Annotated in this window: 15 protein-coding genes; 7 read left to right on the top strand and 8 right to left on the bottom strand. The window is 41.1% G+C overall.

The window, feature by feature from the left end:
* On the top strand, positions 1-831 hold an 831-nt coding region (gene argJ / locus MV676_RS06795), incomplete at its 5' end, for a bifunctional glutamate N-acetyltransferase/amino-acid acetyltransferase ArgJ (RefSeq protein ID WP_297446085.1).
* A gap of 1 nt (position 832) precedes the next feature.
* Positions 833-1,507 (top strand): type III pantothenate kinase, encoded by a 675-nt coding sequence (locus MV676_RS06800; protein ID WP_297446087.1) that lies wholly within the window; start codon positions 833-835, stop codon positions 1,505-1,507.
* A gap of 41 nt (positions 1,508-1,548) precedes the next feature.
* Here MV676_RS06800 and groL read toward each other — a convergent pair whose 3' ends face one another.
* The 4 genes from groL to MV676_RS06820 all read right to left on the bottom strand — a co-directional run bounded on the left by groL (position 1,549) and on the right by MV676_RS06820 (position 4,483).
* A complete protein-coding gene (gene groL, locus MV676_RS06805) occupies positions 1,549-3,192 on the bottom strand; it encodes a chaperonin GroEL (protein ID WP_297446089.1) in 1,644 nt (547 codons plus the stop codon).
* A 26-nt stretch (positions 3,193-3,218) separates the two neighbouring features.
* Positions 3,219-3,506: a co-chaperone GroES gene (gene groES / locus MV676_RS06810; protein WP_022847014.1), complete on the bottom strand. Its 288-nt coding sequence runs from the start codon at positions 3,504-3,506 to the stop codon at positions 3,219-3,221.
* Positions 3,507-3,642: 136 nt separating this feature from the next.
* Complete coding sequence (locus MV676_RS06815) at positions 3,643-4,041, bottom strand: prepilin-type N-terminal cleavage/methylation domain-containing protein (protein WP_297446091.1); 399 nt, start codon at positions 4,039-4,041, stop codon at positions 3,643-3,645.
* Between the two features lie 91 nt (positions 4,042-4,132).
* Complete coding sequence (locus tag MV676_RS06820; RefSeq protein ID WP_297446093.1) at positions 4,133-4,483, bottom strand: prepilin-type N-terminal cleavage/methylation domain-containing protein; 351 nt, start codon at positions 4,481-4,483, stop codon at positions 4,133-4,135.
* Positions 4,484-4,768: 285 nt separating this feature from the next.
* On the opposite strand from MV676_RS06820, the gene rfaE1 reads away from it, so the two are divergent.
* Complete coding sequence (gene rfaE1, locus MV676_RS06825) at positions 4,769-5,731, top strand: D-glycero-beta-D-manno-heptose-7-phosphate kinase (protein WP_297446095.1); 963 nt, start codon at positions 4,769-4,771, stop codon at positions 5,729-5,731.
* 11 nt (positions 5,732-5,742) lie between these two features.
* Here the strand turns inward: rfaE1 and MV676_RS06830 are convergent, their stop codons facing one another.
* A complete protein-coding gene (locus MV676_RS06830) occupies positions 5,743-6,402 on the bottom strand; it encodes a peroxiredoxin (protein ID WP_297446097.1) in 660 nt (219 codons plus the stop codon).
* A 253-nt stretch (positions 6,403-6,655) separates the two neighbouring features.
* On the opposite strand from MV676_RS06830, the gene MV676_RS06835 reads away from it, so the two are divergent.
* The 4 genes from MV676_RS06835 (at position 6,656) to MV676_RS06850 (ending at position 8,716) form a co-directional block, all read left to right on the top strand.
* Positions 6,656-7,348, top strand: a complete 693-nt coding sequence (locus MV676_RS06835) for a TIGR00703 family protein (protein WP_297446099.1) — start codon at positions 6,656-6,658, stop codon at positions 7,346-7,348.
* 10 nt (positions 7,349-7,358) lie between these two features.
* Entirely contained in the window at positions 7,359-7,976 is a 618-nt protein-coding gene (locus MV676_RS06840) for a hypothetical protein (protein ID WP_297446101.1), read from the top strand.
* A gap of 130 nt (positions 7,977-8,106) precedes the next feature.
* A complete protein-coding gene (gene pfdA / locus MV676_RS06845) occupies positions 8,107-8,583 on the top strand; it encodes a prefoldin subunit alpha (RefSeq protein WP_022847021.1) in 477 nt (158 codons plus the stop codon).
* Positions 8,555-8,716, top strand: a complete 162-nt coding sequence (locus MV676_RS06850) for a prefoldin subunit (protein WP_022847022.1) — start codon at positions 8,555-8,557, stop codon at positions 8,714-8,716. The genes pfdA and MV676_RS06850 overlap by 29 nt, the downstream gene beginning before the upstream one ends.
* Positions 8,717-8,730: 14 nt before the next feature.
* On the opposite strand, the gene MV676_RS06855 is transcribed toward MV676_RS06850, so the two are convergent.
* The 3 genes from MV676_RS06855 to MV676_RS06865 form a co-directional block, all read right to left on the bottom strand.
* Positions 8,731-9,009 carry a DsrE family protein gene (locus MV676_RS06855; RefSeq protein ID WP_297446213.1) on the bottom strand — a complete coding sequence of 93 codons (279 nt, stop codon included), beginning with the start codon at positions 9,007-9,009 and terminating at the stop codon, positions 8,731-8,733.
* 167 nt (positions 9,010-9,176) lie between these two features.
* Complete coding sequence (locus tag MV676_RS06860) at positions 9,177-10,181, bottom strand: NHL repeat-containing protein (RefSeq protein WP_297446106.1); 1,005 nt, start codon at positions 10,179-10,181, stop codon at positions 9,177-9,179.
* The gene (locus MV676_RS06865; RefSeq protein ID WP_297446109.1) at positions 10,160-11,509 is read right to left on the bottom strand and encodes a hypothetical protein; all 1,350 of its coding nucleotides are present in this window, start codon (positions 11,507-11,509) and stop codon (positions 10,160-10,162) included. Before MV676_RS06865 ends, MV676_RS06860 begins: the two co-directional genes overlap by 22 nt.
* Positions 11,510-11,511: the final 2 nt, after the last annotated feature.

An 11,511-nucleotide genomic window follows, 5' to 3' on the forward strand; every position in this document is an offset into this window, starting at 1 on the left:
GAATTTCTACCAATGGACAGAATGGAAAAAGGGATAGAAGAAGCGGTAGAAAACTTGGGAAAGGCAACCTCTAAAGAGGCTGCCCAGGCTATAATGACAACCGATACGTTCCCGAAAACCGCTTTTTTTGAAGGGAAAGGTTTTACCATCGGCGGAATAGCAAAAGGGGCAGGTATGATAGACCCTGCAATGGCAACGATGCTTTCGTTCATCGCTACAGACGCAGAGATAGACAAAAAATTGCTTGAAAAAGCGTTAAGAGAGGCAAACGAAATAAGCTTTAACGCAATAACCGTTGATGGTGACATGAGCACCAACGATACTGTATTCTTCCTTGCAAACGGTACATCAGGAAAGAGAATAACGGAAGAAAATTACGGCGAATTTTTAGATGGTTTGAAAGAAGTGATGAAATCCCTTGCCTACCAGATTGTAAAAGATGGGGAAGGCGCAACAAAAGTGGTGAGAATTAAAGTCATCGGTGCAAGGACAAAAGAAGAAGCAAGGAAAGTGGCAAGGAAAATTGCCCTTTCACCTTTAGTAAAAACGGCTGTTTTTGGCTGCGACCCGAACTGGGGAAGAATCATAGCAGCAGCCGGCAGCGCAGGCGTAAAATTAGTGGAAGAGAAAACCGAACTTAAAATCGGCGGTTACCTCCTCTTTAAAGGGACAAAGACAGACTACGACGAAACCGTCGTGCATAAGTACATGAAAAAAAGTGAAGAGATTGTGATAGAAGTTAACCTTAACCTTGGCAGCGCATCTTTTGAATATTTAACCTGCGACTTTAGCTATGAATATGTGAAAATAAACGCTGAATACAGGACTTAAAATGGTTGCCCTGATAGATGCAGGAAACAGTTTTGTAAAAGTTGTTTTCTGGAACGGCAAAACGTTTGAAAATGCAATTCAGATACCAACAGGGGAAGTCAGGAAATTTTTTCCTGTAAAAGGTGAATCGGCAGTTATCTCAAGCGTAGTTCCGTCACTTAATGAAACTTTTAAGAAAGCCTTCAAAAAAACAACTTTTGTAAACGCCCGGATACCGCTTCCTGTAAAGATAGACTACAAAAATCCTGAAAGGTTAGGCGCTGACAGAATAGCCCTCGCCTGCGGAATTTTAGACTACGGAAACAGCGGCATAGTTGTGTCTGCAGGAACAACAGTAGTTGTTGATATAGTTATTGAAAAAACTTTTATCGGCGGAATCATTCTGCCAGGAGTGAAAGCAATCCATAGGGCGCTGAATCTTGTTACAGAGCAGCTTCCAGAAGTGGAAAACAGATTTATAGACAAACTCCCTGGAAAGTCAACAGCAGAATGCATAAAAGTGGGAACAGCCCTCGCACTAAAAGGTGCCGTTAAAGAGGTAATGGAAAAGTATTCAGGCTTACCGGTCGTATTTACAGGCGGCTACGGAAATATTTTAAAAGAAATGATTGGAAAAGGAACCTATGATCCGTTCCTGATTTTTAAGGGAATGGTGAAAATTGTGAAGGAAAAATAAAAGAGGGGGCGTATGCCCCCTCTTCTACCTTAAATCTGCCATTAATATTCAGGCATTGGAGGTACGTTCTTCTCTTCTTTTTCAGGAATTTCAGTAATTGTGGCCTCTGTTGTGAGGAGAAGGCCGGCAACTGAAGCAGCGTTTTGAAGAGCAACCCTCTCAACCTTGGTTGGGTCAATTACACCTGCTGCTACAAGGTCTTCATATTCACCTTTTCTTGCGTTGAATCCGTAGTTTATGCCTTTCTCGTTGATAAGCTCTTTAACCTTCTCAACAACAACCTGTCCGGCGTAACCTGCGTTCTCAGCAATCTGCCTTAATGGTGCTTCAACAGCTTTCTTAACTATCTCAACACCGTGCTTTCTGTCAATCTCGTTAGCTTCGTCAAGCTCTTTTATAAGCTCATCAAGCTTCCTTGCAGCGGCAAGGAGTGCTGTTCCACCGCCGGGAACAATACCCTCTTCTACTGCAGCTCTTGTTGCGTGAAGTGCGTCTTCAACCCTTGCCTTCTTCTCTTTAAGTTCAGCTTCAGTAGCAGCACCTACCTTGATGATAGCTACACCGCCTGCAAGCTTGGCAAGTCTTTCCTGAAGCTTCTCTTTATCATACTCAGAAGTTGCCTTTTCAAGCTCTGCTTTAATCTGCTTAATTCTTGCTTCAATCTCTTCCGGCTTACCTTTACCGCCGATAATAGTCGTGTGCTCTTTGTCAACAACAACCTTGTCAGCCTGACCAAGCATATCAAGTGTAACGTTTTCAAGCTTGATGCCAAGGTCTTCAAGGATAGCCTGTCCACCTGTGAGGATAGCAATATCCTGAAGCATAGCCTTTCTTCTTTCACCAAAACCAGGTGCTTTAACCGCACATACGCTTAATGTTCCACGGAGCTTGTTAACAACGAGTGTTGCCAGAGCTTCACCTTCCACATCTTCAGCGATGATGAGAAGTGGTCTTCCCTCTCTTGCAACAGATTCAAGAACTGGAAGAAGCTCTCTTATGTTTGAAATCTTCTTACCGTAGATGAGAATGTAAGGATTCTCAAGAACAGCTTCCATCTTGTCAGGATCTGTTACGAAGTATGGTGAGAGATAACCTCTGTCAAACTGCATACCCTCAACAACTTTAAGTTCTGTCTTGAGACCTTTAGCCTCTTCAACAGTGATAACGCCTTCCTTGCCTACTTTATCCATAGCTTCAGCGATGAGCTCGCCAATCTCTTTATCGTAGTTTGCAGAAATTGTTGCAACCTGAGCAATCTGCTCTTTTGTCTCAACAGGCTTTGATATTGCCTTAAGCTCTTCTACAACCTTCTCAACAGCAGCGTCAACACCTCTTTTAAGCTCAATGGCATTATCGCCGGCAGTTACAAACTTGAGACCGTCGTTAAAGATAGCCTGAGCAAGAACGGTAGCTGTTGTCGTTCCGTCACCGGCCTTGTCAGCTGTCTTTTGAGCAACCTCTTTAACAAGCTGAGCACCAATGTTCTCAATTGGATCCGCAAGCTCAATCTCTTTTGCAACAGTAACACCGTCTTTTGTAACAAGTGGTGAACCGAACTTCCTTTCAATAACAACGTTTCTACCACCAGGACCCATTGTTGCCTTTACAGCGTTGGCAAGCTTATCAACACCTATCTTAACTTTCTGCCTTGCTTCATCAGCAAATCTAATATCTTTTCCTGCCATGGTTCTCACCTCCTCCTTGAATTTTTTTACTCAACGATGGCAAGGATGTCTTCTTCTCTGATGATGAGATACTTTTCACCATCAAGCTCAACTTCGTTCCCTGCATACTTGCTGTAGAGAACCCTGTCACCGGCTTTAACCTTGAGAGGTCTTACCTCGCCATTGTCAAGAAGTTTCCCTTCACCAACGGCAACAACTTCTCCAATTTGAGACTCTTCCTTAGCGGTATCCGGAAGGATAATTCCACCAGCGGTCTTCTGCTCCATCTCAACTTTCTTTACAACCACCCTATCGTAGAGAGGCTTTAACTTCATCGTCACACCCTCCTTTTTCTAGATTTTTAGCACTCATCTAAGGTGAGTGCTAATCAAGCTTACTATATAATTTAAACGAAAGATGTAAAGTGTCAAGAGAATCATTGGATAAAAAGGCAAAAATAAAGGAAGGTTTTTAATGAGCTTGATAACAACGGATAAAACCGTTTACATGTCCGTAAGCAGTATCGATATCACAAACGATTTTTATTCCGTGAACGTGGAAAGTGCAGTTAGAATTGGCAATCTTAATGTAAGAATTTGCCGCAGAAGAATTTGAAGCATTACTAAAATCAATTACCAGAGTACAGGTATCACTGGAATCATAAACTCTACATACCTTTGTAAGTGTTCCGTTATTGGCAAACTGAGCCATAAGCTCTCCGGCACAGGTAATCAAGTCTGACTGCACTCTTGAAACAACAGCTTTTTCTTTATAGTTAACAAATGTCTGAACAGCTATCAGTGAAAGGATAGAAATAATGGAAATAACAATAAGAAGTTCTATTAATGAAAAAGCCCCCTTTTTGTTCATTCAATTCTCCCCTGCATAATTATATACACATAAATAAAACCGCATCCGGGTAATCCGGACGCGCAGATATCAAATTTGACACGAAAATTTATTATTGTGGCGTACAGGTAATGGTATTTGTATTACTGTCAACTGTGCAGGAAACATTATGCCCTTTCACTTTAAAAGTTGTTGGAGTAATAGCTTGAAGTGTACCATTTGCACTTAATGTAATAGTAGCATTGGTATTGTTATCATCTTTTACAGGACAGGTGTAAGTTGTATTGCCCGTATCGGCAAACTTAGCCATGGCTGCAGTCACGCAGGAAGCCAGCGTTGATTGAATATTTGCCGCAGCCGCCTTTCTTACATAGTTGGTGTACTGCGGAATAGCGATTGCGGCAAGGATTGCAATGATTGCCACGACGATGAGAAGTTCAATCAGCGTAAACGCCTTTCTCATGATGTACCTCCTTTTCTATACGAGTTTTTTGTAGGCTTTTTTAAAACCTCACCAACTTGCATTAGCATTAACCGTGCCAGGTTTATGATTTTAATGATAAAAACGAAAGATATATACTGGACACCACAGAATTAGTCTTATTTGCAATTTACAGGCACAGACAAAAATCCCCATAAAGCAGGTGACAAATTTTGTCACTTATCCGGCTGAATTTAAATTCAGGTGACAATAATTGTCATCTTAAAAGATGGTATCATTTGTTAACGCAAGCTCAGGAGAGAAGCAGTGAAAGGAATAACCGAAAAGTTCAGAGGAAAGAAAATACTGGTTATCGGTGATCTGATGATAGACGAGTATATCTCTGGAAAGGTTGAAAGGATTTCTCCGGAAGCACCCGTTCCAGTTGTGGAGGCAAAAGAAATAGCGGCAAAACCGGGAGGTGCGGCAAATGTTGCGGTAAACTTAAAAATGCTGGGAGCAAAGCCTATCGTTCTTGGCGTGGTCGGAAACGATGAAAAGGGAAAGATGTTAGAGCAGATGCTGAAAAAAAGAGGAATCGACACTTCCCTTCTGATAAAGGATGAAATGAGGCCGACAACCGTAAAAACAAGAATCATAGCCGGCGCTCAGCAGCTTTTAAGAGTTGATTGGGAATCAAAAGAGTATTTAAACAGGGAGATTGTCCTTAAAATAATAGAAGAGTTCAGGGAAGATTTTAAAGAGTTTGACGGAATAATTATTTCAGATTACGGAAAAGGGGTTATTACAGAAGAGCTTTTTAAAGCTGCAGCAGAAGTAAAAAAAAGCGGCAAAATTGTAACCCTTGACCCTAAAGAGAGAAATTTTCATCTCTACCACGATGTAACAGCTATGACGCCAAACATGAAAGAGACATACCAGGCTGTCGGCATATACCCTGAAACGGAAGAAACTGCAGAAAAAGCCGGAAAAAAACTGATTGAAAAGTTTAAGCTTGATCTTGCACTGATAACAAGAAGCGAAAAAGGCATGAGCCTGATAAAGAGAGACAAAAGCTACCACATACCGGCAAAAGCCAAGCAGGTTTATGATGTTACAGGAGCCGGCGATACGGTTATAGCGGTTTTCACTCTATCTTTGGTTGCCGGCGCATCACCGGAAAAAGCCGCGGAAATTGCAAACATTGCAGGCGGAATTGTTGTAGGAAAGTTAGGAACAGCCTTTGTTAAACCTGAAGAAATTGAAAAAGCAATAGAGGAAGGGGCGTAACCCCCTCCTTTTTAAAGCTTTTTAAAGCAGAGCCACCAGTCAAAGCACTCAATTTCACCTTTTGAAGCGGCTTCAAGTCTCTGCCTGGCAGATTCAACATCTGTAGCAGGCGGAACAATCACCTTATCACCAATAAGCTCATTCTCAGGCCAGTTAGCAGGAAGGGCAACACCGTTCTTATCGGACACCTGAAGACCTTTAACTGCCCTTAAAATCTCATCAATATTTCTGCCTAACTCCTGAGGATAGTAAAGAATCAATCTTACAACTCCTTCAGGATCAACCACAAAAACCGCCCTAACCGTATTTGTACCTTTTCCCGGATGAATAAGACCAAGTACATCGGCAACTGCACCTGTATCGGCAATTATCGGAAACTCGATTTCAACGCCCAGTTTATCCTTTATCCACTCTTCCCACTTAATGTGCGAAAAAACCTGATCAACGCTCAGGCCTATAAGCTCACAATTTAACTCCCTGAACCTATCATACCTTTTCTGGAACGCTACAAATTCTGTCGTGCACACAGGTGTAAAATCGGCAGGATGGCTGAAAAGGACAAACCATTTACCTTTAAATGCTTCAGGTAACCTAATCTTTCCGTGAGTTGTTTGAACTTCAATTTCTGGAAACTTTTCACCCAACAACGGTATTCCTTTTCTCTCTTCCATAAAAACCTCCTTTTCTGAAAATTATTTTCATTTGCATTTATAAATATAGTCCTTCGAAATACAATTGCAACTAATTTTCAATTAATAAACCCTCCTGAAAGGATCGTGTCAATCTACCTTCTCTTTAAAGTTACCTGTGACAGGCTGTTCGTTAAAGGTGAGCATTTCTAAACTACAATAATACTTTAGATTTATTGACAAAATGCGTTAGAAAATATATCTTTATACATGAAAGATAACAGGAGGAAAAAACATGACTGTAGCCGAACTCAGAGAAATACAGGCACTGAATACGCTGGTGTTTGAAACTTTAGGACAGCCCGAAAAAGGAAGGGAGTTTAAATTCAAAAGCTTAAAAAGGTGGGGACTTGACCTGATAATCGGGAAAAAGAACGGCCAGAAAGCTTTTTTCGTTTCTGAATACGGGAAAAGAAAAGCGGGTGACACATATGAGGAAGAAGGTATTCATTATGAAGTTACAGAAGTGCTTTACGAAATGCCAAAGAATAAAAAACTGTTTGCTCACATAGAAATGAAAAACGGAAGGGCATACCTCGTAGGTGAGCTTATAGAAGGAAGCGAAAACATTGAAATACTTCGTCTTCCCGCACCATCACTTCTGATTGCATATTTAAAAAAACACAAACTTCACCACTTAATAGAAGCCTTAAAAAACATCGGCACGGCAGCGGAGCTTGTTAAACAGCGGGGACAGGAAGGGAAACCTTACCCTTTTGAACAGCTTCCAAATGTTGCAAGAAGGTTTCTAAGAGAAGCGAAAAAAGTAGAAAAGGAAGCCGGTTTTGGAAGAGTAGCCCTTGCATATTTCGGAGAAAATAAAGATGGAGAGCCAAGATTCAGAGTTTCATGGCTTCTTCCAACAATAGCCCTTTTTGAGATAAACATAGCAGAAAAATCCGACAAAATCCTCGCCGCTTTCAAGTAGGGGGAAAATTATGGAGCTGCTGACATGGACTCCTATGGCATTCTATAAAAAACGATTTCCAAGAAATAAGGAAGGTAAACCGTTCATACCTGCAAATGCTTTCAAAGAGGCTTTTACAAGCGCTGTAATCTATTACTACATAAAAAAAGATAGAGAAATAGAACAGCGTGTAAAAAATTACCTGCTTAAAAAAGGGCTTAAACCTGAAGAGGTTGTTGACAAAATAAAAAACATAATTGCAGAAAAGTACAGCCTCCTTCAAGAAATAGAACTTCCTGAAAAGATTTTTATTAATGAAGCGGATCTTTACGAAACGAGAATATCTGTTTTTGACCTTAAAAAGCGGGAAGACACAGGCCACTTTGAAATAGAAGTATTTAAAGGAAGGGCAAAAGTTCCCGTTAAAGTATCGCATCCCGAAAAGCTTAAATCTACATGCCATTCATACTGTGAAGCTTTAGCAAACATAGAGAAGAAAATGTTGAAAGACCATCCACTGGCAGAAAACTTCTATCTTCCCCTTTCTGACTCCATCAAAAAGTGGGAAATACCGCTGAGAATGGGAATGTGGACAGACCTCAGATTCAAAGGATATCTTCTCTTTTTTCTGGAGGATAAAAGAAGTTAGAGAAAAACTTTTCAGGGAACTTAAAACAGACATAAGACCATCAAAAATCATTTATCTGCCTGAAGAAAAGGCAACAGCAGGCTGGTGTGAGCTTTCAATCTAAATAATCTCAAATAAAAGGAGGTGGAGCATGTTGAAGAAACTGTTAAAGAAAGATGACAAGAAAATGGCAGAACTCAACAGGCAGTTGAGAAGCTACATTGCACAGATTGAAGCCCTGCGCGTAGAAATTGCGAACATTGACGACCTGATATCCGAATACAGAGCAACAATAACCACACTCAAAAACCTTAAAGACCTTGGCGACGGTAAAGAAGTCTTACTTCCAGTAGGCAGAATCGCACAGGTTGCTGCAAAACTTGAAAAAGTTGAAAAAGTAGTCATAAGCATCGGAAGCGGAATATCCGTTGAACTGCCGTTTAAAGAAGCAGTATCTCAGATAGAAAAAGAAATTGCCGCTCTAATTGTTCTCAGAGAAGCACTTGAAAAAGCGATGGTTGACCTGTATGCTAAAGTAGAAGAGACAACAGAGAAAATAAGAGAGCACGGACAAGCTGAAGCTTCAGAAGAGGCCAAAGATGAAGAAGAAGAAAAAGCAGAAAAATAAAGAAATCGTAGAATTCCTGAAAAAACTTCCTGCTGAAAGGAAGATATACTACAAAGCCGGAAACATCATGGTAGAAGTTTCCAGAGAAGAGGCGATAAATCTTCTTGAAAAAGAAAACCGCGGGGAGAATTAACCCGCGGTTTTAAATCAAAAATGAGTAATTTTATCAGCCCATTCAACGATTTCATATAAATCTTCCATCGTTGAAAGAGGGCAGGCACCGGTATCAACATATTTCTCAATAACAATGCACGTTCCACAAGTGTAAAGTTGTCCGCCCTTTTCCAGAAAACTCTCCATTCTTTCCTTTAAGTTAACCTCTTCAGCATTAACTATCTTTGTATCAAAATACTCGCCAAGGAAAAAGACCTTTACTTCATTACCGGCATCAACAGCAATGTTGGCAAACTTCATAGCACTGCGGATAGCCTGATTTTATCAGCACCAATAACAACAGCAAGTTTCATGTACTTTCCCCCTCAAAAGGTTAAAAATTATTATTAATTAAAACTGACAACTAATCTCACACAACAGCTTATTGTATACCTTAAAAATGAAATTAATTATGAACTTTAGAGAAAAACCTATCGTTTTTAATCAGCCCTGTTAGAAGGCATAACCGGTCTAATAGGTATAACTTCATTTTGTTCAGGTTTTAAAATCTGTATCCTTTGATTTAGCCAATCAGATACAATAACATCTCCTCTATTATCAACAGCAATATCCGTCGGATAATCAAACCATCCAGGAGCCCAACCAAGACCACCAAATTCAAAAAGAAACTTTCCAGACATATCGTATGCAAGCACAGCGTGCCTCATTGGGTCACAAACATAGATACGCCTGTTATCCTCATCAACTGCAACGGCAGAAGGCTGGCTTAACTGACCGAAATTTGCACCGTGAGTTCCAAATTTAAACAGAAACGCACCATCCTTATCAAAAACGTAAACCTGACCAAAATCAAGTGCAACAAGATAAACACGGCCAAGAGAGTCAACACCAACATTGGAAACTATAGACCCTACCCTTTCACCTTTAACTTTTTTAATTTTTATTTCCGGATATAGAAATCTTGTGAAATTTCCATTTTGATTAAAGCAGACAACAAAATCCTTTCCAGCACCGGTAACGTATATTTCACCCGTAATAGGATTAACTGCCACATGAGTCGGAATAAATTTTGAAGCCCCCTTAAAGCCTTTTATGGGAATTATTTTTTTCAATATAAGAGATGGAGAAAGAACATAGATCTTTCGTTCATTAGAAGAAATAAAATAAAACTTGCCCTTTTTATCCACAAAAAGATCAACGGGATCCTTTATTCCGTACCCTTTACCCAACGCCATAAAAGGGAAGAAATCTGGTGTATAGAAAATAACCTTGGACTTTCCAGGTTCAACAACATAAAGCTGCCGGGATTCTTTGTCATAAAAGATGGAGCCGGGATAGGTCAAGGCCTTCCCGGTCTCATCTATGTTAATGATGCCGAGCACTTTCGTCGAAACAACCTTTTGTCCCTGTGCCTCAACAGTAATAGAAAAAGCAAAAAACAACCCGGCAAAAAGAACAGCTATTAACCTTTTGTTGTATGACATACCATGCATCCGCACTCATTCATAAGAGTAGCATTCGTAGTAGCACTATCAGCAATACAGGTTGAGTAGTCCCATCTGAGAAGGTCGTAGTATGGTGAGCCGTGAGCCCTGTGGCAGGACACACACGTAACTATGGCATCATCACCCGTCCAGGAAATTGTATTGTCCGTGAGAAGTGTATAGTTATCCGTTGCGACAGGAGCAAACATACTGTAAGGAGATGATGTCCCGTTACCGCCGTTGTAGTATCTATATTCTGGAAGGGTGTTGCCATCAACACCTATTGTAGCAGGTCCTGCATTTGAAAGGTCAAAGTCTGTCGGGTGCCTGAGCCATGGCGTTCCTATAGGTGAATCAATAGTATTCGGATCTTTTGAAATTTCAGCACCGCTGTGGAACATACCGTGACATTCTGCACACAGGTATGAAATAGTATGCGGATTAGCCGTTGTGGGATCTTCTGATGTCCTATCAACGCCGTAGTAAATATTGTGGGAGACTCCATTAGCATCTGGAACCGCCGCGTATTCATAATAATCATGCTCATATCCGGCAATACCGGCAAGGAATCTGTAGCTGTTACCTATTGTTCCCGTACCGTTAACCCATCCATACATGTTTGAGTGGTGGGCGCCGTTAACCCCTGCAAAACTATCAAGAGTAGCTGCATTGTGTCTGCCGTGGCATCCGTAAACACCGGCACATGTAAGCTGATGCGTCCACGTAGCTTCTCCATTAGCAACTTTTGAACCGAAAATAGCATCAGTGAAGTGTGTAGCGTTTGAGTCCCATCCAGGTGGTGTAAGACCGATGTTAGGATCAGGAGGCATGCCTAAATCAGCCACATTGTGAGCACATCTTGGATCTTTCGTTCTTCCCCAGTAAAAACTTCCACCAGCAAGAGCTCTATTTTCTCCCCAAGTTGCAGTAGAATAATTACCCGTTGTATAGGCATCACCGGTTGCAGGATACTCGGGCTGAGTTGTTGAATCAACATAAGGCCAGAGATGGTCACCGTAATAAAGAGTAGCTGCTTTTGGTGCTTCTCCGTAAGTATGGCAGTACTGACAGTCACCGCGCAGGAGATTTCTAATAGGCGTTGCATTTGTTGAGTTAAGGTTGGCAAACGTCATAGCCACGACGTTCGTAGAACTCACAGTACCCGTAGCATAAGTAGTATTACTATCCCATGGATATACACCGTGCTGAGAGTTGTGCATTGTGTGACAGTTCACACAGGGACCGACAACAGCACTGGCATTTTGATATAAGATAAAACCAGAACAGGCCAGTGCCGCAAGCGTCCCTGCCAGCAGCTTCTTTCTCATCT

Source organism: Desulfurobacterium sp. (genome assembly GCF_027028515.1).
Lineage (GTDB): Bacteria > Aquificota > Aquificia > Desulfurobacteriales > Desulfurobacteriaceae > Desulfurobacterium_A.

Excerpts from the sequence above, each read along its gene's own strand:
- MV676_RS06800 (WP_297446087.1), top strand. The coding sequence starts at position 833 with ATGGTTGCCCTGATAGATGCAGGAAACAGTTTTGTAAAAGTTGTTTTC.
- MV676_RS06865 (WP_297446109.1), bottom strand. The coding sequence starts at position 11,509 with ATGAGAAAGAAGCTGCTGGCAGGGACGCTTGCGGCACTGGCCTGTTCT.
- MV676_RS06820 (WP_297446093.1), bottom strand. The coding sequence starts at position 4,483 with ATGAGAAAGGCGTTTACGCTGATTGAACTTCTCATCGTCGTGGCAATC.
- groL (WP_297446089.1), bottom strand. The coding sequence starts at position 3,192 with ATGGCAGGAAAAGATATTAGATTTGCTGATGAAGCAAGGCAGAAAGTT.
- MV676_RS06850 (WP_022847022.1), top strand. The coding sequence starts at position 8,555 with ATGAAGAAGAAGAAAAAGCAGAAAAATAAAGAAATCGTAGAATTCCTG.
- MV676_RS06840 (WP_297446101.1), top strand. The coding sequence starts at position 7,359 with ATGGAGCTGCTGACATGGACTCCTATGGCATTCTATAAAAAACGATTT.
- groES (WP_022847014.1), bottom strand. The coding sequence starts at position 3,506 with ATGAAGTTAAAGCCTCTCTACGATAGGGTGGTTGTAAAGAAAGTTGAG.
- MV676_RS06860 (WP_297446106.1), bottom strand. The coding sequence starts at position 10,181 with ATGTCATACAACAAAAGGTTAATAGCTGTTCTTTTTGCCGGGTTGTTT.
- MV676_RS06830 (WP_297446097.1), bottom strand. The coding sequence starts at position 6,402 with ATGGAAGAGAGAAAAGGAATACCGTTGTTGGGTGAAAAGTTTCCAGAA.
- pfdA (WP_022847021.1), top strand. The coding sequence starts at position 8,107 with ATGTTGAAGAAACTGTTAAAGAAAGATGACAAGAAAATGGCAGAACTC.
- MV676_RS06815 (WP_297446091.1), bottom strand. The coding sequence starts at position 4,041 with ATGAACAAAAAGGGGGCTTTTTCATTAATAGAACTTCTTATTGTTATT.
- MV676_RS06835 (WP_297446099.1), top strand. The coding sequence starts at position 6,656 with ATGACTGTAGCCGAACTCAGAGAAATACAGGCACTGAATACGCTGGTG.